The sequence below is a fragment of the Ruegeria marisflavi genome (assembly GCF_025673445.1).
GTDB classification, from domain to species: Bacteria; Pseudomonadota; Alphaproteobacteria; order Rhodobacterales; family Rhodobacteraceae; genus Ruegeria_B; species Ruegeria_B marisflavi.
The window spans coordinates 117,713-140,047 of record NZ_JAOVQN010000009.1 but is presented as its reverse complement, the minus strand read 5'-3'; the positions used below and the strand labels follow the sequence as shown (position 1 = coordinate 140,047).

The 22,335-nt window shown below is 64.0% G+C and carries 22 protein-coding genes; 15 read left to right on the top strand and 7 right to left on the bottom strand.

Features of this window, described 5'->3' with window-relative positions; all coding sequences use genetic code 11:
- Positions 1-12 precede the first annotated feature (12 nt).
- The 10 genes from OEZ49_RS10760 to OEZ49_RS10715 all read left to right on the top strand — a co-directional run bounded on the left by OEZ49_RS10760 (position 13) and on the right by OEZ49_RS10715 (position 9,091).
- Positions 13-1,758, top strand: coding sequence for a cytochrome D1 domain-containing protein (locus OEZ49_RS10760; RefSeq protein WP_450103986.1), 1,746 nt, complete (start codon positions 13-15; stop codon positions 1,756-1,758).
- An 89-nt stretch (positions 1,759-1,847) separates the two neighbouring features.
- Positions 1,848-2,621 (top strand): uroporphyrinogen-III C-methyltransferase, encoded by a 774-nt coding sequence (gene cobA / locus OEZ49_RS10755; RefSeq protein WP_263388301.1) that lies wholly within the window; start codon positions 1,848-1,850, stop codon positions 2,619-2,621.
- A 58-nt stretch (positions 2,622-2,679) separates the two neighbouring features.
- A complete protein-coding gene (locus OEZ49_RS10750) occupies positions 2,680-2,964 on the top strand; it encodes a c-type cytochrome (RefSeq protein ID WP_263388321.1) in 285 nt (94 codons plus the stop codon).
- Complete coding sequence (locus OEZ49_RS10745; protein WP_263388300.1) at positions 2,961-4,106, top strand: cytochrome D1 domain-containing protein; 1,146 nt, start codon at positions 2,961-2,963, stop codon at positions 4,104-4,106. Before OEZ49_RS10750 ends, OEZ49_RS10745 begins: the two co-directional genes overlap by 4 nt.
- 5 nt (positions 4,107-4,111) lie before the next feature.
- On the top strand, positions 4,112-5,101 hold the full coding sequence (gene ahbB / locus OEZ49_RS10740) for a siroheme decarboxylase subunit beta (protein ID WP_263388299.1): 990 nt from the start codon (positions 4,112-4,114) through the stop codon (positions 5,099-5,101).
- Positions 5,098-5,547 carry an Lrp/AsnC family transcriptional regulator gene (locus OEZ49_RS10735; protein WP_263388298.1) on the top strand — a complete coding sequence of 150 codons (450 nt, stop codon included), beginning with the start codon at positions 5,098-5,100 and terminating at the stop codon, positions 5,545-5,547. Before ahbB (OEZ49_RS10740) ends, OEZ49_RS10735 begins: the two co-directional genes overlap by 4 nt.
- Positions 5,544-6,029, top strand: a complete 486-nt coding sequence (ahbB, locus tag OEZ49_RS10730) for a siroheme decarboxylase subunit beta (protein ID WP_263388297.1) — start codon at positions 5,544-5,546, stop codon at positions 6,027-6,029. Before OEZ49_RS10735 ends, ahbB (OEZ49_RS10730) begins: the two co-directional genes overlap by 4 nt.
- A 6-nt stretch (positions 6,030-6,035) precedes the next feature.
- On the top strand, positions 6,036-7,247 hold the full coding sequence (nirJ, locus tag OEZ49_RS10725; protein ID WP_263388296.1) for a heme d1 biosynthesis radical SAM protein NirJ: 1,212 nt from the start codon (positions 6,036-6,038) through the stop codon (positions 7,245-7,247).
- Positions 7,248-7,347: 100 nt separating this feature from the next.
- Positions 7,348-8,859 (top strand): nitrite reductase, encoded by a 1,512-nt coding sequence (locus OEZ49_RS10720; RefSeq protein ID WP_263388320.1) that lies wholly within the window; start codon positions 7,348-7,350, stop codon positions 8,857-8,859.
- On the top strand, positions 8,816-9,091 hold the full coding sequence (locus OEZ49_RS10715) for a hypothetical protein (protein ID WP_164132053.1): 276 nt from the start codon (positions 8,816-8,818) through the stop codon (positions 9,089-9,091). The genes OEZ49_RS10720 and OEZ49_RS10715 overlap by 44 nt, the downstream gene beginning before the upstream one ends.
- A gap of 64 nt (positions 9,092-9,155) precedes the next feature.
- On the opposite strand, the gene OEZ49_RS10710 is transcribed toward OEZ49_RS10715, so the two are convergent.
- The 7 genes from OEZ49_RS10710 to OEZ49_RS10680 all read right to left on the bottom strand — a co-directional run bounded on the left by OEZ49_RS10710 (position 9,156) and on the right by OEZ49_RS10680 (position 16,389).
- A complete protein-coding gene (locus OEZ49_RS10710) occupies positions 9,156-10,586 on the bottom strand; it encodes a gamma-aminobutyraldehyde dehydrogenase (protein ID WP_263388295.1) in 1,431 nt (476 codons plus the stop codon).
- A 17-nt stretch (positions 10,587-10,603) separates the two neighbouring features.
- A complete protein-coding gene (locus tag OEZ49_RS10705; RefSeq protein ID WP_093031524.1) occupies positions 10,604-11,413 on the bottom strand; it encodes an ABC transporter permease in 810 nt (269 codons plus the stop codon).
- Positions 11,403-12,344, bottom strand: coding sequence for an ABC transporter permease (locus tag OEZ49_RS10700; RefSeq protein ID WP_263388294.1), 942 nt, complete (start codon positions 12,342-12,344; stop codon positions 11,403-11,405). The genes OEZ49_RS10705 and OEZ49_RS10700 overlap by 11 nt, the downstream gene beginning before the upstream one ends.
- Positions 12,341-13,333 carry an ABC transporter ATP-binding protein gene (locus tag OEZ49_RS10695; RefSeq protein WP_263388293.1) on the bottom strand — a complete coding sequence of 331 codons (993 nt, stop codon included), beginning with the start codon at positions 13,331-13,333 and terminating at the stop codon, positions 12,341-12,343. The genes OEZ49_RS10700 and OEZ49_RS10695 overlap by 4 nt, the downstream gene beginning before the upstream one ends.
- A gap of 95 nt (positions 13,334-13,428) precedes the next feature.
- Positions 13,429-14,586: an ABC transporter substrate-binding protein gene (locus OEZ49_RS10690; RefSeq protein ID WP_164132057.1), complete on the bottom strand. Its 1,158-nt coding sequence runs from the start codon at positions 14,584-14,586 to the stop codon at positions 13,429-13,431.
- A 163-nt stretch (positions 14,587-14,749) separates the two neighbouring features.
- Positions 14,750-15,652 (bottom strand): LysR substrate-binding domain-containing protein, encoded by a 903-nt coding sequence (locus OEZ49_RS10685; protein ID WP_164132058.1) that lies wholly within the window; start codon positions 15,650-15,652, stop codon positions 14,750-14,752.
- Between the two features lie 80 nt (positions 15,653-15,732).
- On the bottom strand, positions 15,733-16,389 hold the full coding sequence (locus OEZ49_RS10680; protein ID WP_263388292.1) for a GntR family transcriptional regulator: 657 nt from the start codon (positions 16,387-16,389) through the stop codon (positions 15,733-15,735).
- Between the two features lie 135 nt (positions 16,390-16,524).
- Between OEZ49_RS10680 and dctP the strand changes: the two genes are divergently transcribed.
- The 5 genes from dctP (at position 16,525) to OEZ49_RS10655 (ending at position 22,211) form a co-directional block, all read left to right on the top strand.
- The gene (gene dctP, locus OEZ49_RS10675; protein ID WP_164132060.1) at positions 16,525-17,511 is read left to right on the top strand and encodes a TRAP transporter substrate-binding protein DctP; all 987 of its coding nucleotides are present in this window, start codon (positions 16,525-16,527) and stop codon (positions 17,509-17,511) included.
- A 70-nt stretch (positions 17,512-17,581) separates the two neighbouring features.
- Entirely contained in the window at positions 17,582-18,124 is a 543-nt protein-coding gene (locus tag OEZ49_RS10670) for a TRAP transporter small permease subunit (RefSeq protein WP_263388291.1), read from the top strand.
- Positions 18,125-18,128: 4 nt separating this feature from the next.
- Entirely contained in the window at positions 18,129-19,445 is a 1,317-nt protein-coding gene (locus OEZ49_RS10665) for a TRAP transporter large permease (protein WP_164132062.1), read from the top strand.
- The gene (locus OEZ49_RS10660; RefSeq protein ID WP_263388290.1) at positions 19,442-20,689 is read left to right on the top strand and encodes a malonyl-CoA decarboxylase; all 1,248 of its coding nucleotides are present in this window, start codon (positions 19,442-19,444) and stop codon (positions 20,687-20,689) included. Before OEZ49_RS10665 ends, OEZ49_RS10660 begins: the two co-directional genes overlap by 4 nt.
- Positions 20,690-20,693: 4 nt before the next feature.
- Entirely contained in the window at positions 20,694-22,211 is a 1,518-nt protein-coding gene (locus OEZ49_RS10655) for a malonate--CoA ligase (RefSeq protein ID WP_263388289.1), read from the top strand.
- The last annotated feature ends 124 nt before the right edge of the window (positions 22,212-22,335 follow it).

Below are 22,335 nucleotides of genomic sequence, written 5' to 3'. Positions count from 1 at the left end.
GGAGATACCGTTATGAGACCAACCAAAGCCATTCGCAGATCCCTGCTCCTGACAAGCGCCGCGATGGCGCTCGGTCTGGCCGCACCCATGGTTGTCGCACAGGACACCCACGGGTCCGATGCAGGTGCTGCATATCAGCCAAGCATGACCACCCTGGGCCAGTTGAACCTAGAAATCCCCGGCCGCCGCGAAGGCGACCCGGTGATGACCCAGGAAGAGTACAACATCGGCAACAAGATCTATTTCGAGCGCTGCGCCGGTTGCCACGGCGTGCTGCGCAAGGGGGCCACCGGCAAGCCGCTGACCACCGACATCACCCGTGCAAACGGATATGAGTATCTGCGCGATTTCATCACCTACGGCTCACCCGCCGGGATGCCCAATTGGGGTACTTCGGGCGAGATGAGCGAGGAAGAAATCGACATCATGGCGCGTTACATCCTGCTCGATCCGGCCTCGCCGCCGGAATTCGGCATGGCCGAGATGCGCGAGACCTGGAAAGTTCTGGTCGCGCCCGAGGATCGCCCGACCGAGAAGATGAACGATATCGACATCGACAACCTGTTCTCGGTCACCCTGCGCGACTCGGGTCAGGTCGCCCTGATCGACGGCGCCGACTACAAGATCCACGCCGTGATCGACACCGGTTACGCGGTGCACATCAGCCGGATCTCGGCCTCGGGCCGCTATCTGTTCGTGATCGGGCGCGACGCGCTTGTGAACATGATCGACCTGTGGATGGAAACCCCCGCCACCGTGGCCCAGATCAAGGTCGGCTCCGAAGCCCGCTCGATCGAGACCTCCAAGTTCAAGGGGTTCGAGGACAAATATGCCATCGCCGGCAGCTACTGGCCGCCGCAATACGTGATCATGGACGGCGACACGCTTGAGCCGCTCAAGATCAAGTCGACCCGTGGCATGGTCTATGACGAGCAGAGCTATCACCCCGAACCGCGCGTGGCCTCCATCGTGGCCAGCCACTACAACCCGGAGTTCATCGTCAATGTCAAGGAAACCGGCAAGATCCTGATGATCGACTATTCGGACATCAAGAACCTCAAGGTGACCGAGATCGAGGCCGAACGCTTCCTGCATGATGGCGGCTTCGACAGTTCCAAGCGGTACTTCCTGGTCGCGGCCAACGCCCGTGGCAAGGTCGCCGTGGTCGATACCAAGGACAGCACCCTGACCGCGCTGGTCGAAACCGGTGGTCAGACACCGCACCCGGGCCGCGGCGCCAACCTGATGCACCCGACCTATGGCCCGGTCTGGGCAACCTCGCACCTGGGGGATGAGACCGTGGCGCTGATCGGCACCGACCCCGAAGGTCATCCCGACAACGCCTGGAAGGTCGTGCAGACCCTCTATGCCCAGGGCGGTGGCTCGCTCTTCGTGAAATCACACCCGACGTCGGAGCATCTCTATGTCGATGCGCCGCTGAACCCGGATGCGGAAATCTCGGGCTCGGTCGCGGTGTTCAAACTGGGTGATCTTGCGCAGGAAGAGCCGGAATACACTGTGCTTCCGATCGTGGAATGGGCCGAAATCGGCGAGGGCCAACCCCGCGTCGTGCAAGGCGAATTCAACCAGGAAGGCAACGAGATCTGGTTCTCGGTCTGGAACGCCAAGGACCTGGAAAGCGCCATCGTCGTGGTTGACGACAAGACACTGGAACTCAAGGCCGTGATCAAGGACCCGCGCCTGATCACCCCGACCGGCAAGTTCAACGTCTATAACACTCGGGCCGACGTCTACTGACGTCAGTCCACGGGCGGGCCCGGTTGCGTCCCTGGTCCGCCCTTTCTGTCCCTTCTCCAGCCAGTCGCCCCAACCTGACGGAGCCAGCCATGCATATCGCCGGAAAAGTTCACCTGATCGGAGCGGGTCCGGGAGACCCAGAGCTGATGACCCTGCGCGCCCTGCGGATGCTGCAAGAGGCCGACGTGGTGGTCTATGACCGGCTGGTCAGCCCCGAGATCGTGGCGATGGCCCCCGCGGATGCCCGCATGATCCCGGTGGGCAAATCCCCAAAATGCCATCCGGTACCACAGGACCGGATCAACCAGATCCTGCTGGAAGAGGCGATGGCCGGCCATGTGGTCGCCCGTCTCAAGGGTGGCGATCCGATGATTTTTGGCCGCGGCTCCGAAGAGGCTGCGCATCTTCTGGCCCATTGCGTGCCGGTCGATTACGCCCCCGGCATCACCGCCGCGCAGGGCGCCAGCAGTTCCACCGGCGTGCCGCTGACCCATCGCGGGCTTGCGACCTCGGTCCAGTATGTCACCGGCCACAGACAGGCGGACCGGGTGCTGGACCTCGACTGGAAACGTCTCGCCGATCCCGACAGCACCCTTGTCGTCTATATGGGCGTGGCCAATATCGGCCAGATCGCAATGGGCCTGATGACCGAGGGCCTGTCCGCTGCAACACCGGTTCTGGCCATCAGCCAGGCGACAACGGCGCAGGAGCGTCGGCTTGTATCGCGGCTGGACAAGATCGCCACCGATGCCCGTGCGGCCGATCTGGCCGCGCCTACCCTTTTCATCATCGGCCAGGTCGTTTCGCTTTATGCCGAACATTCCTTTCACGACCTGATGGATCAGGTGGCGGCCCATGGATGACGTCCCGTTGATCCGCACCCAGAAACCGGACAGGTCGGCCCCCGCACTGGCCCTGACGATGCTGTTCCTCGCCACCACCGCCTTTGCCGCAGATGCCATCGACCCCGCCGCACTGAAACGTCTGGTGCAGCAAGATTGCGGCTCGTGCCATGGGCTGACGCTCAAGGGCGGGCTTGGCCCCGACCTGCGCGCCGAGGCGCTGCAACATTACGATCAGGATGTCCTGACCTCGGTCATCCTCGACGGCATATCCGACACGGCGATGCCGCCCTGGCGGCCGCTGATGACCGAGGAGGAGGCCGAATGGATCGCCCGCTATCTGCAAAACCCGGAGGGCAAATGAAACCTCTCGCACTTGCGCTTGTCGCGGCTCTCCTGACCGGAACCGCCACGGCCGAAACCATCGCCACTGGGGATCTGGGGTTGGTGATCGAGCGCGCGACCGGATCGCTCCTGCTGGTCGATCAGTCCGACCGCGCCGCGCTCGCCCGGATCGAAGGCCTGGGCGATCTGTCCCATGCCTCGCTGGTCTATTCCCCGGACGAACGCTTTGCCTATGTCTTTGGACGCGACGGCGGGTTGACCAAGGTCGATATCACCACCCGCCAGATCGTCGGTCGCGTCGTGCAATCGGGCAACGCCATCGGCGGCGCCATCTCCGACGACGGCAGGCTGGTTGCCGTGTCCAACTATGAACCGGGCGGCGTGCGCGTCTTCGACGCCGACACGCTGGACATGGTTGCCGACATCCCCACCGGCGGCAAGACCATCGGCCTGGTCGATGCGCCGGGCCGCCGGTTCGTCTTTACCGTCTGGGATACCGGGGAAAGCTGGATCGCGGACTTTACCCAAACGCCGCCGCAGATCACCACAATCCCCGGCATGGGCAAGAATCCCTATGACGCGCTGATCACCGGCAATGGCCGCACCTATATCACCGGCCTTTTTGGCGAGGACGGGCTGACCGCGCTGGACCTCTGGTCCGAAACCCCGGAACCGATCCGCGTTCTGCCCGGCTATGGCCGGGGCGAGCAGGAAATGCCGGTCTACAAGATGCCGCATCTCGAAGGCTGGGCGCTGACCGGGCGCGAGTTCGTGCTGCCTGCCGTCGGTCACAGCCAGGTTCTGTGGATCGACGCCGACACATTGACCGAAACCGGGCGCACCCAGACCCATGGCCAGCCGGTCTTTGCCATGGCGCGCCCCGACGGGCGGCAGGTCTGGGTCAACTTCGCCCATCCGCTGAACGACACGATCCAGGTGATCGACACCGTGACCAAAGAGGTGATCCACGAGTTCAAGCCCGGCCCGGCGGTCCTGCATATGGAGTTCACGCCGCGCGGGCACGAAATCTGGATCAGCGTCCGCGATGCCAACCGCATCATGATCTACGACACGCGGACGTTCGAAAAACTGCGCGAAATAGAGGCGGAGAGCCCCTCGGGCATCTTCTTTACCGCCCGGGCGCACAAAACAGGGTTGTGACCGCCATGTGCCATATCACCGATCCCATAGACCGCGCCTTGCTGGACGACTGGCAGCGCAACTTTCCCATCACCGACCGCCCCTTTCTGAACATCGCCGAGGAACTGGGGCAGAGCGAAAGCAACGTCATTGCCCGCCTGAAGCGGATGCGCACCTCGGGGCGGATCACCCGAGTCGGCGCCACGGTCGCGCCGGGTACCGCTTCGGCCAGCACTCTGGCCGCCGTCGCCGCACCCGAGGATCAGGTCGAGGAGATCGCCGCGCTGATCGGCGCGGAACCGGGCGTGAACCACAATTACCTGCGCGAGGATGACTGGAACCTTTGGTTCGTGGCCACCGGCCCGGACCGGGTGCATGTGGATGCCACGCTTGCGCGCATCGGCGCACGCACCGGCCTGCGTGTGCTCGACCTGCCGCTGGTCCGGCCGTTCAACGTGGATCTCGGGTTCCGCATGGGCGCGGCGACGCCACGCGTTCCCGCCCGCCGCGAGGCCGACGTTTCCGCCCTGCGGCCCGGCGACACGGATCTGCTTCAGGCGCTGACATCGGGGTTGCAGCTGGTCTCGAACCCCTATGCAATGCTGGCCGAAGAGCTAAACCGCGACACCGGCGATGTCATGGCCCGCATCCGGGCGATGCAGGCGGCCGGGATCATCGCGCGGCTGGGCGTGATCGTGCGCCACCGCGCGCTGGGATGGTCCTCGAACGCGATGGTGGTCTGGGATTTGCCGTCCGATGCCATCGCCGCCGCCGGTCCCGCGCTGGCCGCCTGCCCGGGTATTACCCTGTGCTACGAACGGCGCCCCGTGCCCGGTATCTGGCCCTATCGCCTCTACTCGATGATCCATGCCCGGTCGCGCAGCGAGGCCGAGGAAGTTCTGGGCCGGGCCGCCGCCCTGCCTGAACTGGCGTCCGCCCCGCACAAGGTGCTGTTCTCGACCCGCTGTTTCAAACAGACCGGGGCCCTGATCAAACCCAAGGAGAAGGCCGCATGACGCTGGACGACACCGACCGCGGGATCCTGAACCGGATGCAGGACGATCTGCCGCTCTGCCCCGATCCCTATGCCGCGGTCGCCGCCGAACTGGGGCTGGCGGAAACCGATCTTCTGACGCGCCTGGCTCGGATGAAGGAGAGCCGGGTGATCACCCGCTTTGGCCCCTTCTTTGACGCGGCCGCCATGGGCGGCGCCTTCTGCCTCTGCGCTATGGAGGTACCGGAGGCGGTTTTTGAAACCGTCCTGACCAAAGTCAATGCCCATCCGGAGGTGGCGCATAATTATGAACGCACGCACCGGCTCAACATGTGGTTCGTCCTGGCGACAGAAACGCCCGAAGGAATACAGGTGACGGCCGATGCGATCGAACGGGAAACCGGGATCGCGGTCCTGTGTTTTCCCAAACTGCAAGAGTTCTTCATCGGCTTCCGGGTAGCGGCATGAGCATTTCGGATACGGACAGACAGATCATCGCGGCGATGCAGGAAGGCCTGCCGCTGGTGCCGCGCCCCTTTGAGGCCATCGCCAGCCAGACCGGCCTGACCGAGGAGACCCTGCTGCACCGTATTGCCGAGCTGAAGGCGCGTGGCGTGATCCGTCGCATCGCCGCCGCACCCAACCACTACAAGCTGGGCATGACCGCCAACGGCATGACCGTCTGGGATGTCGACGATGCCCGGATCGCCGGACTGGGCGCGCAGATCGGTGCCTTGCCCTATGTCACCCATTGCTATGAACGCCCCCGCGCCCTGCCCGGCTGGCCCTTTAACCTGTTTGCCATGGTCCACGGCGCCACCCGCGACGAGGTCGAGGCCAAGCGCGGCGAAATCGCCGCGATCCTCGGGGCGGCCTGCCGGGGGCATGATATCCTCTATTCCACGCGCATCCTGAAAAAGACCGGGCTGCGCCTGAAACAGAAAGGCTGAGACCCCATGTTCCGCCTGACCGAATACATGCATCAACTGGTCGAACCGACCCCGGTGCGCCAGCGCCGCCCCGGCCCGGTGAAACCGGTGGTGATCTGGAACCTGACCCGGCGCTGCAACCTGAAATGCCGCCACTGTTATACCGTCTCGGCGGATGTGAACTTTCCCGGCGAGCTGAGCCACGAACAGGCTATGGAGACGTTGGAGGATCTGGGCCGGTTCAAGGTGCCCGCGATCATCCTGTCGGGGGGCGAGCCGCTGGACCGGTTCGATTTCTTCGACATCGCCCTGCGCGCGCGCCAATTGGTGCCGATGCTGGCGCTGTCGACCAACGGGACCAAGATCCACGGCGAGACCGCCGACCGCATCGCCGATGTGGGCTTCAGCTATGTGGGTATCTCGCTGGACGGGATCGGCGCCACCAATGACTGGTTCCGCGGCGTCGAGGGCGCCTTTGCCGATGCCCTGCGCGGGGTGCGCGAATGCAAGAAGCGCGGCATCAAGGTTGGCCTGCGCTTCTGCCTGACCGAGGGCACCCAGCATCATCTGCCCGACCTGCTTCAGCTCTGCGATGACGAGGGCGTGGACAAGTTCTATCTCAGCCATCTGGTCTATGCCGGGCGCGGCGACAAGAACCGGGGCGAGGATGCCGCGCATCTGCGCACCCGCCACGCGATGGACCTGCTGCTGGACCGCGCATGGGTGGCTGCGGCCGAGGACATGCCGCTCGATATCGTGACCGGCAACAACGACGCCGACGCGGGTTATTTCCTGGAATGGGTGCGGCGCAATTTCGACGCCGAGCGGGTGGCGCATATCCGCGCCCATTTGGCCGCCTGGGGCGGCAATTCCAGCGGGCTGGGCGTGGCCAATATCGACAATCTGGGCCGCGTGCATCCCGATACATATTGGTCCGACTACACCGTCGGCAATGTGAAGACGGCGCCGTTTTCCCAGCTCTGGACCGGCGACGACCCGATGCTGGCGCTGCTGCGCACCCGCCCCCGCCCGCTCAAGGGCCGCTGTGGCGCCTGCACCCTCAAGGATGTCTGCGGCGGCAATACCCGCATCCGCGCCCTGCAACTGACCGGCGATCCCTGGGCCGAGGACCCGGCCTGCTACCTGTCGGATGCCGAGATCGGCGTGACGGGTTCGGACCGTCTGACCGTCACCCCGTTCCGAGGAAAGAGACATGACCCGGCGCATCAGTTCTTTTGACACCCGCCCGCTCGGGGCCGCATCCGCTGTGCCTACCGCAAGCGGAGGAGCCTCCGGCGGGAGTATTTGGAGCAAAGTGAAATATGGGGTCTGCGCCCTGATGCTGGCGGGGCCCGTGACGGCGGGACCGGCCGAGGACTACACCGAGTATTGCGCCAGCTGCCATGGCGCGGCGCGGTTGGGCGGGTTGGGTCCGGCGCTGATCCCCGAGACGCTGGGCCGGATGCGCGGGCCGAAAGTGGTCGCCGTGATCCGCGACGGCCGCACCGCGACCCAGATGCCGGGATTCTCGGACACGCTGGACGAAGCGGCCATCGCCGCGCTGGCGGAGTATGTGAAGGAACCGCTGGACGAGATCCCCGCCTGGGGCGAGGCCGAGATCATGGCAAGCCGGACGCTGGACGGCGACTATGTGGCCGCCGCCGCGCCGGTCTGGGATGCCGATCCGATGAACATCACCCTGGTGGTGGAAACCGGCGATCACCATGTCAGCGTGCTGGATGGCGACACCTTCGAGGTGCTCGACCGGTTCGAGACGCCCTTTGCCGTGCATGGCGGTCCCAAGTTCAGCCCGGACGGGCGCTATGTCTTCATCATGTCGCGCGACGGCTGGGTACAGAAGTATGACCTCTGGTCGCTGCAACAGGTGGGCCGGGTGCGCGCGGGGCTCAACAGCCGCAACATCGCGATGAGCCATGACGGCAAATGGCTGGCGGTGGCCAATTACCTGCCGATGTCGCTGACCCTTCTGAGCACCGAGGACCTGTCGGTGGCAAAGGTCATGAAGGTGACCGCCAAGGATGGCACGCCCAGCCGGGTCTCGGCCGTCTATCAGGCACCGCAACGGCAGAGCTTTATCCTCGCGCTCAAGGACGCGCCCGAGATCTGGGAGGTGGCGACCGACCCAAATGCCGACCCGGTTTACGAAGGCTTCATCCACTCCCGCGAAAAAGGCATGGTCGAGGCGATCGCCTCGTCCGAGGGACTGTTCGCGCGGCGCCGGATCGAAATATCTGAGCCGCTCGACGATTTCTTCTTTTCCGACGATTACCGCAACCTGATCGGCGCCGCGCGCGACGGGGTGCGCGGGGTGGTGGTGAACCTCAACGTCGGGCGCGAGATCGCCGAACTGCCGCTGGAGGGCATGCCGCATCTGGGCTCGGGCATCAGCTGGGCGCGCGACGGGCGCCGGGTGATGGCCACGCCGCATCTGAAAGAGGGCAAGCTGAGCGTCATCGACACCGAAAGCTGGACCCGCATCGCCACCATCGCCACCGAAGGGCCGGGATTTTTCCTGCGCAGTCACGAGAACACCCCCTATTTCTGGGCCGACGTGTTCTTTGGCCCCAACAAGGACGCGATGCATGTGATCGACAAGCAGAGCCTGGAGATCGTGCGCACCCTGCGCCCGGCGCCGGGCCAGACGGTGGCGCACGTGGAGTTCACCCGCGATGGCCGCTACGCGCTCGTTTCGGTCTGGGAAGAGGACGGCGCGGTCATCGTCTATGACGCCGCGACGCTGGAAGAGGTCCGCCGCCTGCCGATGAAAAAACCCTCGGGGAAATACAATGTCTGGAACAAGATCACCTTCTCCGAAGGCACCAGCCACTGAGCCGGACATCGAAGGCCGCTGGCCGGTGTGGAAACTGGCGCTGCTTCTCTATCCGGCGGCGGCGACCACGGTGGCGATCAACCTTTACATGGGCGCGCTGATGCTGCGCGCCGTGGGTTGGATGCCGCTGTCGCCGGTCGCGGCCTTGCTTTGGTCGGTGCCCCTGGGCATTCCCGCCACCTGGCTGGCCGGGCGCTGGCTGCGCCACCTGCTGGACGAGGCAGCAACCTGACCCATGGCAAAGAGAAACCCGCCGTCAGGCGGGTTCCAGTTTGCCGTGTGAGTGGTTTCTTATCTCAGCCGTGCTTGACCATCACATGCCGGACAACGGAGTAATCCTCCAGCGCGTAAGAGCTCATGTCCTTGCCATAGCCGGACTGTTTCAGCCCGCCATGCGGCATCTCGTTGGTCAGCATGAAATGGGTGTTGATCCAGGTGCAGCCATAGCGCAGGCGCGCCGCCGTTTCCATCGCGCGGCCCACATCCTTGGTCCAGACCGACGAGGCCAAGCCATAGTCGCTGTCATTGGCCCAGGCGACGGCGGTATCCACATCCGAGAACGGCGTGACCGACACGACCGGGCCAAACACCTCGCGCCGGACGATCTCGTCCTCTTGCTGGGCGCCGGCAATGACGGTGGGCTGGAAATAGAACCCCTGCCCCATGGGATCGCCCCCGGTGGTGACCTCGATATGATTGAGCTCGCGGGCGCGGTTGACAAAGCTCGCCACCCGGTCGCGTTGGCGCAAGGAGATCAGCGGCCCGATCTCGTTCTGGCTATCGTCGTCGAGACCCAGAGCGATGGTGGACACCGCCGAGGTCAGGTCGGCCACCAGCTTGTCATAGACCTTCTTGCCCGCATAGATGCGACAGGCGGCGGTACAGTCCTGACCGGCATTGTAGTAGCCAAAGGCGCGCAGCCCTTCGACCACCTCGGACACATCGGCATCGTCGAACACGATGACCGGCGCCTTGCCGCCCAGCTCCAAATGCGTCCGCTTGACCGACTTGGCCGCCGCATCGAGGATCTTCTTTCCCGTGGCGATGTCACCGGTGAGCGATATCATGTCCACATCCGGGTGATTGATCATCTGGTTGCCCACGGAATGACCCCGGCCCGTGACCACGCTCACCACGCCTTCGGGCAGTTCCTCGGCCAGGATGCGCGCCATTTTCAGCGCGGTCAGGGGCGTCTGCTCTGACGGTTTGAACACAACGGTGTTGCCGCCACCGATGGCCGGGGCCAGTTTCCACGCCATCATCATTAGCGGATAGTTCCACGGCGCGATCGAGGCGACGACGCCGATCGGGTCGCGCCGCACCATGGATGTGAACCCTTCCAAGTACTCACCCGCGACAGCGCCATGCTGGCAGCGGACGGCGCCGGCAAAAAACCGATAGCAATCCACAATGGCCGGGATCTCGTCACCGCGCGCGGCGTTGATCGGCTTGCCGCAGTTCAGCGCTTCGAGCGCGGCGAATGCATCCGCCTCGGCCTCGATCCGGTCGGCAATGCGCAACAGCGCCGCCGACCGTTCCGCCGGTGTGGTGCGCGACCATGTACGAAACGCCTTGCGGGCGGCTGCAACCGCGCGATCCACCTGCGCGGCCGAGGCTTCGGGCACCTCGATGATCAGCTCGCCGGTGCGCGGGTTCAGAACCTGTTCGGCCACTTCGGTGCCGGTTTCGAAATCGGTCCCGATCAAAAAACTGGTGTCGATCTTCATGTGTCGGACTCCTTTGGTCACTTGCCGCCACCCGCGGTCTCGGAACCGCCACGGGTGAGGTAATAGGCGAGAAGAATGGGAACGAAGGTCGTGGCAAAGACCACGATGGCCACCACATTCGTCACCGGGCGCTGACGCGGGCGAACCAGCTCGTTCAGCATCCAGATGGGCAGGGTCGATTGCTGACCGGCGGTAAAGGTGGTCACGATCACCTCGTCAAAGGACAGCGCGAAGGCCAGCATGCCACCGGCCAGCAGAGCCGAGCCGAGGTTCGGGAGCAGCACATAACGCAGCGTCTGGAACCCGTTGGCGCCCAGGTCGGCCGAGGCTTCGAACACCGCGCCCGACAGACGGCGGAACCGGGCCACCGCGTTGTTGTAGACGATGACGATACAGAACGTCGCGTGCCCCAGCACGATGGTAAAGGTCGAGAACGGGATATCCATCACCGCAAAGGCCGAGCGCAGCGACATGCCGGTGATCACTCCCGGCAAAGCAATGGGCAGGATGATCAACAACGCAATCTGCTCGCGGCCAAAGAACCGGCTGCGCGCCATGGCCGCCGCAATGAGCGTGCCCAGGATCATCGCCAGCGCGGTCGAGACCGCCGCCACCTTCAGCGACAGGTAAAGGGGCGGCCAGATGTCCTCGCGGTGCCAGGCCACGGCGAACCATTCGGTGGTCAGCCCCGGCGGCGGGAACTGGTATGTCCGCTCCTCGGTGGTGAAGGCATAGAGAAAGATCAGCAGGATCGGCAGGTGCAGGAACAAAAGCCCGGCAACCGCCCCTATTTTCAGCCCGGTCGAGGCGCGCGCTTCAGAGTGCATCGAACGCCCCTCCCCGTTTGGCCAGCGCCAGATAGACCAGCATGATCAGGATCGGCACCATGGCGAATGCCGCCGCCAGCGGGATGTTCCCGGCGGTGCCCTGGAACTGGTACACGGCCTGCCCGATGAACCGGGCCGAGGTGCCCACGATCTGCGGAATGATGTAATCGCCCATGGTCAGCGAGAAGGTGAAAATCGACCCCGCGATCACCCCCGGCATCGCCAGCGGCAATACCACGGTGCGAAAGGTCTGCTTGCGGCTGGCGCCCAGATCGGCCGAGGCCTCCAGCATCGACAGCGGCACCCGCTCCAGCGACGCCTGCATCGGCAGGATCATGAAGGGCATCCAGACATAGACAAACACCAGCCATGTCCCGATGAAAGAGGTCGACAGCGAGTTGCCGCCAACCCAGGGCAGCGACAGCACGGCATCCAGCAAGAACCCCGCCCCGATGCCTTCGGCGGCCCAGGTGATGATGCCCTCCTTGGCCAGGATCAGCTTCCAGGCATAGACCTTGACCAGGTAGGACGACCACAGGGGCAGCATGATGCCGAGATAGAACACCGCCTTCCACCGGCCGCGCGCATAGCGGGCGGCGTAATAGGCGATGGGAAAGGCGACAAAGGCGCTGGTGATCGTCACCGCCGCCGACATCAAAAGCGTGCGGATGATGATGTCCATATTGGCGGCGCGGAACAGCTCGCCATAGGTCTTGAGGGTGAACTCCTCCTTCACCACGCCCGAGAATTCGTCGATCGAATAGAAGCTTTGCAGCAAGAGCGCGGCAAGCGAGCCCAGGTACACGACGCCCAGCCAGATCAGGGGTGGCGAAATCAGCAGCAAGAGCAGCAGCTTTGGCCGCCGCCAGAACAGCGTACTTAGGCGGTCGGCAAGCCCGCGTTCGGGCATGATGGCAGAGACGCGGGTCATGCCTCCTCCATCAGGTGCAGGGCGCTTGCGTCAAATGCCAGGCCAACCGCCGCGCCGACGCCCGGGATATCGGCGCCCGACGGGGCAAGGGCGGCAATCTCGGTTCCGCCCACATCGACAGCCACGCGCGTCCCGGCGCCAAGGTACCGCAAACCGGTCACGGTCCCGGCCAGACGCGCGCCCTCGGGCGCGACCAGGCGCAGGGCCTCGGGCCGCAGGCTGGACCAGCGCTTGCCGCCCCCCAGACGTTCGCTCACCTCGGGCGGCAAAACGTTCGACGATCCCACGAAATCGGCAACGAACCGGGTTCGGGGTTTGTCATAGATCTCGGCAGGCGTACCGATCTGGGCGATCTTGCCCTCGTTGAACACCGCCAGGTGATCGGCCATCGACAGCGCCTCGCCCTGATCATGGGTGACAAAGACAAAGGTGATACCCAACCGCTGTTGCAGCGCCTTCAACTCGTCCTGCATCGCTTCGCGCAGCTTCAGGTCGAGCGCCCCCAGGGGTTCGTCCAGCAACAGCACGCGCGGCTCGTTCACTAGCGCGCGCGCCAGCGCCACGCGCTGCCGCTGCCCGCCCGACAACTGCCCCGGCTTGCGGTCGCCGAACCCGTCGAGCTTGACCAGCGCCAGCATCTCCTCGGCCTTGGCATGGCGTTGCGCCTTGCCCACGCCGGCCACCATCGGCCCATAGGCGACGTTGTCACGCACGTTCATATGCGGAAACAGGGCATAATCCTGGAACACCGTGTTCACGCTGCGCCGGTTGGGCGGCACGTGGCTGACGTCCTGTCCAAAAATCGCGATCTCGCCCGAGGTCGGTGATTCAAAGCCCGAGATCAGGCGCAAACAGGTCGTCTTGCCGGACCCCGATGGCCCCAGCATGGCAAAGAACGACCCTTCCTCGATGGTCAGGTTCACCTGATCCACGGCCCGGACGGAACCGAAATGGCGGGATACGCGGTGAAAGGATACGGCAGCGGTCATGTCATCTCTATTCGGCCCTGAGCGGGGCCGTTTTTCGTGTTTCTGTCATGGTGCGGGGAACGGCCCCCGGATCACACCGGGGGCCAATGGTGAAATCAGCGGCCGCCGATCACACCGATATAGTCGGACACCCAGCGATAATAGGGCACGCATTCGCCTTGGCTTTCGCACCGGCTGACCGGGGTGGTCCAGAACCGGATCCGCTCGAAATCGGCCAGACCGTTGGCATCACAGCCTTCCTGGGTCTGCATGCCGCGCCCGTCGGAACAGGCCGCCGGAACCGAAGGCACCGCGCCGAACCAGACCGACAGGTCCGATTGCAGGTTCGAGCTCAGCGTATGTTCCATCCACAGATAGGCGCAGGTCGGATGCTCGGCATCCACATGCATCATCGTGGTGTCCGCCCAGCCGGTCGCGCCTTCCTCAGGGATCACCGAACTTACGGGGAAACCTTCGGACTTCAGCAGGTTCACCTGGAACGGCCAGGAACCCGAGGCAACCACGCCCTCGTTCTTGAAATCGTCCATCTGGATGAACGCGTCGTGCCAGTAGCGGCCCACCAGCTCGCGCTGCCCGCGCAGCAGGTCCAGCGCCGCCTTGTACTGGTCCTCGGTCAGCTCATAGGGCGAGGTGATGCCAAGGTCCGGCTTGTGCGTCATCAGGTACTGCGCTGCATCCGCCACGTGGATCGGGCCATCATAAGCCTGCACCCGGCCCTTGTTCGACTTGCCGTCGGGCAGCGTCATTTCCTCGAACACCACGTTCCACGAGGTGGGCGGCTGATCGCCAAAGGCCTCGGTGTTGTACATCAGCACGTTCGGGCCCCACATGTAGGGCGTGCCATAATGCACGCCATCCACCGTGTGCCAGGGCGCGCTTTGCAGGCGCTCGTCCACCGTACTCCACGACGGGATCAGATCGGTGTTGATCGGCTGCACCCGCTTGCCCGCAACCAGGCGCAGCGAGGCGTCGCCCGATGCCGTCACCAGGTCGAACCCGCCCTCGTTCATCAGGGCCACCATCTCGTCAGAGGTATTGGCGGTCTTGACCACCACCTTGCAGCTGGTGGCCTCTTCGAACTTGGTCACCCAGTCGAATTCCTTCATCGTCTCGCCACGCTCGATATATCCGGGCCAGGCGACGATGTTGACTTGCCCTTCCGGCGTCCCCAAGGCGGCAAGCTGCGCGGCAGCCGGGCCAACCGCAATGGCCGTGGCAAGCGCCGTGGTTCCGAGAAGTCCGAGGATCTTCATGCTGTCACTCCCTGTGTTCGGACACGCATTCCACGCGCGCCCCTTTTGATGCGCACAGGATATGAACAGCACGAAGCTTCGCAAATTCAAAAGAATGAACACATGTATCGGTTTTCCCGATAGCTCGGTCCCGCCACGGCCCGAAACGGGCGAAAGGCTTGAATCACCGGTCTGAAATGGCGCTTTGGGCAGATCTCAGGAAATTGCGTGCCGCATCCGAAAGAGGCGCGCCGCGGCGCCAAGCAAGCCCGACCTGCACCGATGGCAGGTCGCCCGAGACATCGCGAATCTCGATCCGGTCCCCTTCCAGCGACCAGGGGCGATAGACCATGCCCGGCAGAATGGCGATGCCCGCGCCGGTGGCGACAAGGCTGCGCACCGCCTCGACCGACCGCGTCCTGAACGCGATCTCCGGCCGCACCGACAAGGATTGCATCAGCTGTTTCATGCTCTCCTCGATCTCTTCGACCATCAGCTGGATCATCGGCAGACCGACAAGCTGCTCCAGCTCGATCGCCTCCTGCTGCGCCAGCTCATGGCCCAGCGGCAACCACAGCCGGTACTGCGACACCAGCAATGTCTCGACATGCAGCGCCAGACGATCCTTGACCGACGAGGTCAGCAGCACCGCAACATCCAATTCGCCGCCGATCAGCAGGTGTTGCAGGTATTCGCCTGAATCCTCGATCACGTTCAGCTCGACCTGCGGAAACGCCCGGCGGAACCGGGCCAGCAGATCGGACAGAACATATCCCGCGACCAGCGAGGTCACGCCAAGCGACAGCCGCCCGACCACCTGCGAGGCTTCCTCGCGAAACGCCTGTCTGGCGCTTGCGACATCGCCCAGGATCTGCCGGGCGTGACGCAGAAAGGCCGACCCCCGGTGCGTGATCTGCAACCCCCGCGCCTGCCGTTCGAACAATGGAACGCCCAGATCCTCTTCCAGCGAGCGGATTGCCTCGGTCACAGACGACTGAGAGATCGACAGGACACGCGCCGCGCCCGTGACCGATCCCTGCTCGGCTGCGGCGACAAAGAACTGTAGCTGGCGCAGGGTGAAGGCCACGTCACTCTCCGATGCGGTGGTATGGAAAACGTCCGTCCACTATCACCCGAACCGGCGCCCCGGGAAAGCCGGAAAGGCGATCACTCGGCCGCGCTTCTGAGGCTGGCCATCAGGTTGTGGAACTTCTCGCCCTGTACCGCCACATGGGTCCTCAGCGCGGTGGCGGCGGCATCGGCATCGGCATCGGCCAGCGCCGCCACGATCGCCTCATGCTCGGCCATCGACTGCCCCATCCGCCCCCGGAATCGCAGTTGCACCCGGCGGAACGGCTTCAGCCGCTTGTGCAGTTTCGACGCCTCCTGTTCCAGGAACGCGTTGCCGGAACTGCGGTAGATGATCTTGTGAAACCGCTCGTTCTCGGCGTAGTAGCTATCGGTGTCGCCTGCCTCGACCGCCCGCTGGCAGCGCGTATTGGCCTCCCGCAACGCTTCCAGCGCTGTATCGGCGATCCGCATCGCGGCCAGCCGCCCGCACGCGGCCTCCAACTCGGCCATGACCTCGAACATCTCGATCAGCTCCACCGGGCCAGGCTGACGCACAAACGCCCCCCGGCGGGGAATCAGCTCGACCAGGCCAGACTGAGCAAGCCTTTGAATCGCCTCGCGAAGCGGCGTTCTGGATACCCCGAATTGCTCCGACAGGCGCACCTCGTCCAGCCGGTCCCCGTCCGAGAAGGTTCCGTCGAAAACCAGCTCTTCCAATTGTTCTGCAATGCGATCTGCGTGGCGCTGTTCCATGAAGATTTACTAGCTTTACCCGATCTAAAATTCAATCCTGTAATTCTTGTATACAAAACTATTGACCTGAAAAACACTACCGGCATAGGTTAACCCGGTCCCCGGTCCGTCCGGGTCGATGAAAGGGAGGAACTCATGAAATCCATGCTCAAGACCGCAGTCGCGGCGCTGGCAATCGCTTCGGCGGCCTCTGTTGCCTATGCCACCGAACTGCGCCTGTCGCACCAATGGTCGAACAATGACATCCGGCACAAGGTCGCCCAGATCGTCGCCGACGAGGTCGCGGCGGCCAATGTCGATCTGGACATCAAGATCTTCGGCTCGCAATCGCTGTTCAAGGCGCGCGAACAGTACAAGCCGCTCAGCCGCGGCCAGCTCGACATGACCGTGCTGCCGCTCAGCTATGCCGGGGGACAGCAGCCCGCCTATAACCTGACCCTGATGCCTGGCCTCGTAAAGAACCACGACCATGCCGCCCGGCTCAGCGCCTCGCCCTTCATGGCCGCGCTCGAAGAGAAGATGGCGCAGGACGACGTGATGGTGCTGGTACACGGCTATCTGGCCGGTGGTTTCGCCGGCAAGGACAAGTGCATCACCAAGCCCGAAGACGTGCAGGGCCTGCAAACCCGCGCGGCGGGCAAGGCATTCGAACAAATGCTGGCGGGCGCCGGTGCCTCCATCGCCTCCATGGCCTCGTCCGAGATCTACAACGCCATGCAGACCGGCGTCTTGCAGGCGGTGAACACCTCGTCCTCGTCATTCGTGTCCTACCGGATCTACGAACAGGTCAAGTGCTATACCCCGGCGGGCGATGTGGCGCTGTGGTTCATGTACCAGCCGCTGTTGATGAACAAATCCACCTTTGACGGGCTGACCGAGGCGCAGCAACAGGCACTGCGCGACGGCGCGGCCAAGGCACAGGCGTATTACCTGGACGAAGCCAAGAAAGAGGACGCGGCCTCGGTCAAGGCGTTTGCAGATGCCGGTGTCGAGATCGCACAGATGACGGCCGAGGATTTCGCCGCCTGGCGCGAACTGGCCAAGGAAACCTCCTACAAGGCCTTTATCGCCGACGTGGCCGACGGCCAGGCGCTGCTTGACATGGCGCTTGCGGTCGAGTGACCCAGCCCTCGGGCGGCCCCTTCCGGGCCGCCCGATCCGACAGACAAGTCCCCGACCATTGGAGGAGCCGATGTCCGGCCACAGTTCCGCTGCCGCCGCCCAGACCGGCAGCAACCCGTTTCTTCGCGCTGTTGCCGCCATTTCGACCCTGGCTGGTTGGTGCTCGGCCGCGATGATCGTCTCGGCCGTGCTCATCACCTGCCAGATGATCGTGATCCGCTATGTGCTCAACGGCTCGACCGTCTGGCAGACCGAGGCGGTCATCTATCTCATGATCGCGGCTACCCTGCTGGGCCTGTCCTATGTCCAGCGGCTGCGGGGTCACGTGAATGTCGATCTCATCCCGCTGTCCCTGCCCCCCCGGATCCGCTTCGTTCTGGCCTTGACGACCTCGGTCCTCACCATCGCAATCGTCGCCGTGATCCTCTGGTATGGCTACGAGTACTGGCATTTCGCGTGGGAGCGCGGCTGGCGCTCCGACACCGTCTGGGGGGTAAAGCTCTGGATCCCCTACCTTGCCATTCCGGTGGGGTTCGGCCTGCTGCTGTTGCAACTGGTCGCCGATTTCATCGCCCTTGTCCTGGGCATCGAGAAACCCTTCGGATTGGAGTGAGCGCATGGACCCGTTGCTGCTCGGCGCCATCGTCGCCATCGCCACCATCATCGTTCTGTTCTCGGGCGTCTCGGTCGCCATCGGCCTGCTGATCGTGTCCGCTGGTTTCCTGCTGATCTTCGACGGTGCCCGGTCGCTGGAGCTGATCCCCGAGATCCTGTTCGGCAAACTCGACAATTTCGCCCTGCTATCGATCCCGATGTTCATCATCATGGGGGCCTCCATCGCCTCGACCCGGGCGGGCGCCGACCTTTACGAGGCACTTGAGCGCTGGCTCACCCGCGTGCCCGGCGGGCTGGTGATCTCGAACCTCGGCGCCTGCGCGCTCTTTGCCGCCATGTCGGGGTCCAGCCCTGCCACCTGCGCCGCCATCGGCAAGATGGGCATCCCCGAAATGCGCAAGCGCGGCTATCCCGACGGCGTCGCCGCAGGCTCCATCGCGGCGGGCGGCACGCTGGGCATCCTGATCCCGCCCTCGGTCACCATGATCGTCTACGGCATCGCCACCGAAACCTCGATCGGGCGCCTGTTTCTGGCGGGCGTGATGCCGGGGCTGATGCTGGTCGGTCTGTTCATGGCCTGGTCAATCTATTCGACCTGGCGGTCAGGCGACACTGCGGTTCTCAGCGCCGGCAGCTATAGCTGGGCGCAAAAGTTCGAGATCCTGCCGCGCGTCCTGCCCTTTCTGCTGATCATCCTCGGCGTGCTCTACGCCATGTATGGCGGCATCGCCACGCCGTCGGAAACCGCGGCGGTCGGGGCCCTGCTCTGCATGCTGATCGCGATGATCATCTACAGGCTCTGGAACCCGCGCGATCTGTGGGTGGTGCTGCGCGACTCGACCCGGGAAAGCGTGATGATCCTTTTCATCATCGCCGCCGCCGGCGTGTTCTCCTACATGCTCAGCTCGCTCTTCATCACCCAGGCCATCGCCGAGTGGATCGGGACGCTAGAGGTGAACCGCTGGGTCCTGATGGGGGCGGTGAACGTGTTTCTCCTGATTGCAGGCTTCTTCCTGCCACCGGTCGCGGTGATCCTGATGACCGCGCCGATCCTTCTGCCGATCATCACCACCGCTGGTTTCGACCCGATCTGGTTCGCCGTGGTGCTGACCATCAACATGGAGATCGGCCTGATCTCGCCCCCGGTCGGTCTGAACCTCTATGTCATCAACGGCATCGCCCCCGACATCTCGCTGAAAACCATCCTGACCGGCTCGCTGCCCTATGTCGCCTGCATGGTTCTTGGTATCGTATTGCTGTGCCTTTTTCCGGGTATCGCCACCTGGCTGCCCGATCTTGTTATGGGATCATCTTTGTGACCTTGCTTGCCGATCTGCTGTCCTCTGTCTTTGAACGGCGCTATCGCCGCGACCCCTCGCGCCCGGCCGACAGCCGCCCAGTGCAGGAACTGGTCGAGGCGCTCATGGGCACCGCGGGCGAGACCTCGGGCCATGCACTGGCCCAGGACATACTCACCGGGTTTGGCGCGCTCGACGACACCGCCAAGCTCGACTTCTTCCGCCATGTGGCACGGGCAATGAACATCGACCCGGAAACCGTGCGCTCCACCCTCGACGCCTATGAACGCGACCCGTCCAAGGCGACCTATCGCGCCTTTGCCACCGCCGCAGAACCCCGGCGACAGGAGTTGATCCGCCGCCTCAACAGCCTGCCGGGCGCGACCGGCGGGCTGGTCCGGATGCGGGCAGACCTGTTGCGCCTTGGCCGGGGCGACCCCGAGCTTGAAGCCTTCGATCTCGACTTCCGCCACCTCTTTGCCAGCTGGTTCAACCGGGGCTTTCTGGTCTTGCGCCCGATCAGTTGGGAAAGCCCGGCGCATATCCTGGAAAAGATCATTGCCTACGAGGCGGTGCATGCCATCGACAGCTGGGACGACCTGCGCCGCAGGCTGGAACCCAAAGACAGGCGCTGTTTCGCCTTCTTTCACCCGTCAATGCCCGACGAGCCGCTGATCTTTGTCGAGGTTGCCCTGACCCGGGGCATTCCCGGCTCGGTTCAGGGCCTGCTGGCCGAGGACCGCAAGGCCATCGCCAGTCACGAGGCCGACACCGCCGTCTTCTACTCGATCTCCAACTGTCAGGCGGGGCTGGCCAGCGTCTCCTTCGGCAATTCGCTGATCAAGCAGGTGGCCGCCGACCTGTCGGCCAACCTGCCTTCGCTCAAGACCTTCGTCACGCTGTCGCCCATCCCCAGGCTCAACACATGGCTGACCGATCAAGGGCTAGAGCCCAAGGCCGACCAGATGCCGGCGCTGGCCGCGCATTACCTGCTCAACGCCAAGGCATCCGATGGTGCGCCCTTCGATCCCGTGGCCCGCTTTCATCTGGGCAACGGCGCCATCGTGCACGCGCTGCATGCCAATGCCGATATCTCCGACAAGGGGCGCAAGCAATCGGGCGGCGTGATGGTGAACTATCTTTACGATCTCAAGAAGATCGGCCAGAACCACGAAAAATTCGCAACTGCAAAAACCGTTGCCGCCACAGCCGCCGTGAAATCGCTGGCCGCAGGCGCGGATCTAAGCAAACCGCAGGAAAGGTAGCTGAATGGCAAACCCCCTCTATGACCGCCTGTTCGGAGCCTATGCCGGCAAACAAACGCCGTTTCTTCGCCTGGCTGACGGTCGCACCGTCACCCATGCCCAGTTTCTGGAACAGGCCGCGCAGATTGCCCATGTCACCGCAAAACTGGGCCTGAAGCCAGGTGACCGCGTCGCCGCCCAGATCGAAAAATCACCCGAAGCGCTGGCGCTCTATGCCGCCTGCGCCCAGGCGGGCCTGATCTTTCTGCCGCTCAACACCGCCTATACCGCCGATGAACTGAGCTACTTCATCGAAAACAGCGGCGCCGCGCTGATCGTCTGCGACGGGCGCAGCCGCGAGACATTGCAGCCGATCGCCAGCGACCTCGGCGCCCGGATCGAAACCCTGAATGCCGACGGGTCTGGCAGCCTGACCGACAGCGCCGCGACCATGCCAACCACATTCGCAACCGTCGACCGCACGGGCGATGATCTGGCCGCGTTTCTCTATACCTCGGGCACCACCGGCCGCTCCAAGGGTGCCATGCTGACGCAGGACAATCTGCTGTCCAACGCAGAAACCCTGGCGCAGGAATGGCGCTTCACCGCCGATGACGTGCTGCTGCACGCGCTGCCGATCTTTCACACCCACGGCCTTTTCGTCGCCACCAATATCGTGCTGATCACCGGTGGCAGCATGATCTTCCTGCCGAAATTCGACCTCGACCAGATCATCGCGCTGTTGCCCCGCGCGACCAGCATGATGGGCGTCCCGACCTTCTACACCCGCCTTTTGGGCGACGCCCGGTTCACCCGCGACCTGGCGCAGCACATGCGCCTCTTCGTCTCCGGCTCGGCCCCCCTGCTGGCCGAAACCCATGTCGCGTTCGAAGAGCGCACCGGCCACCGCATCCTGGAACGCTACGGGATGACCGAAACCAACATGAACACGTCAAACCCCTATGACGGCGACCGCCGCGCGGGCACCGTGGGCTTGCCCCTGCCCGGGGTCGAGCTGAAGGTGACCAACCCCGAGACCGGCGAGATCCTGCCCCGGGGCGAGATCGGCCAGATCGAGGTGCGCGGACCAAACGTGTTCAAGGGCTATTGGCAGATGCCCGAGAAAACCGCCGCCGAACTGCGCGCCGACGGGTTCTTCATCACCGGCGACCTCGGTCTTGTCGATGCCGATGGCTATGTCACCATTGTCGGCCGCAACAAGGACCTGATCATCTCGGGCGGCTACAACATCTACCCCAAGGAGATCGAGCTTTTGCTCGACGAGCAGCCCGGCGTGCTGGAGAGCGCGGTGATCGGCGTGCCGCATCCCGATTTCGGCGAAACCGTGCTGGGCATCCTGGTGCCCCGCCCGGGCCAGACCCCGGATACCCAGGCGATCATGCAAACCGTGGGCGCGGCGCTGGCCCGGTTCAAACATCCCCGCAAACTGATCGTGCTGGACGAACTGCCCCGCAACACCATGGGCAAGGTGCAAAAGAACATCCTGCGCGACCAGTACAAGGACATGTTCCAGCCGCGGTGAGAGGCAATACCCTAAACGGCCGCGAGTTATGCGGCGTGCTGATGCATACGGTGAATGAAGAAGGCCAGCAAACAATTTGCTGGCCTTCTTTTCGTACCTCTGTTCCAATTCAATCAGAGGTATC

Coding starts and splice junctions, on each gene's coding strand:
- OEZ49_RS10760 (WP_450103986.1), top strand. CDS start 13: ATGAGACCAACCAAAGCCATTCGCAGATCCCTGCTCCTGACAAGCGCC.
- cobA (WP_263388301.1), top strand. CDS start 1,848: ATGCATATCGCCGGAAAAGTTCACCTGATCGGAGCGGGTCCGGGAGAC.
- OEZ49_RS10750 (WP_263388321.1), top strand. CDS start 2,680: ATGCTGTTCCTCGCCACCACCGCCTTTGCCGCAGATGCCATCGACCCC.
- OEZ49_RS10745 (WP_263388300.1), top strand. CDS start 2,961: ATGAAACCTCTCGCACTTGCGCTTGTCGCGGCTCTCCTGACCGGAACC.
- ahbB (WP_263388299.1), top strand. CDS start 4,112: ATGTGCCATATCACCGATCCCATAGACCGCGCCTTGCTGGACGACTGG.
- OEZ49_RS10735 (WP_263388298.1), top strand. CDS start 5,098: ATGACGCTGGACGACACCGACCGCGGGATCCTGAACCGGATGCAGGAC.
- ahbB (WP_263388297.1), top strand. CDS start 5,544: ATGAGCATTTCGGATACGGACAGACAGATCATCGCGGCGATGCAGGAA.
- nirJ (WP_263388296.1), top strand. CDS start 6,036: ATGTTCCGCCTGACCGAATACATGCATCAACTGGTCGAACCGACCCCG.
- OEZ49_RS10720 (WP_263388320.1), top strand. CDS start 7,348: ATGCTGGCGGGGCCCGTGACGGCGGGACCGGCCGAGGACTACACCGAG.
- OEZ49_RS10715 (WP_164132053.1), top strand. CDS start 8,816: ATGTCTGGAACAAGATCACCTTCTCCGAAGGCACCAGCCACTGAGCCG.
- OEZ49_RS10710 (WP_263388295.1), bottom strand. CDS start 10,586: ATGAAGATCGACACCAGTTTTTTGATCGGGACCGATTTCGAAACCGGC.
- OEZ49_RS10705 (WP_093031524.1), bottom strand. CDS start 11,413: ATGCACTCTGAAGCGCGCGCCTCGACCGGGCTGAAAATAGGGGCGGTT.
- OEZ49_RS10700 (WP_263388294.1), bottom strand. CDS start 12,344: ATGACCCGCGTCTCTGCCATCATGCCCGAACGCGGGCTTGCCGACCGC.
- OEZ49_RS10695 (WP_263388293.1), bottom strand. CDS start 13,333: ATGACCGCTGCCGTATCCTTTCACCGCGTATCCCGCCATTTCGGTTCC.
- OEZ49_RS10690 (WP_164132057.1), bottom strand. CDS start 14,586: ATGAAGATCCTCGGACTTCTCGGAACCACGGCGCTTGCCACGGCCATT.
- OEZ49_RS10680 (WP_263388292.1), bottom strand. CDS start 16,389: ATGGAACAGCGCCACGCAGATCGCATTGCAGAACAATTGGAAGAGCTG.
- dctP (WP_164132060.1), top strand. CDS start 16,525: ATGAAATCCATGCTCAAGACCGCAGTCGCGGCGCTGGCAATCGCTTCG.
- OEZ49_RS10670 (WP_263388291.1), top strand. CDS start 17,582: ATGTCCGGCCACAGTTCCGCTGCCGCCGCCCAGACCGGCAGCAACCCG.
- OEZ49_RS10665 (WP_164132062.1), top strand. CDS start 18,129: ATGGACCCGTTGCTGCTCGGCGCCATCGTCGCCATCGCCACCATCATC.
- OEZ49_RS10655 (WP_263388289.1), top strand. CDS start 20,694: ATGGCAAACCCCCTCTATGACCGCCTGTTCGGAGCCTATGCCGGCAAA.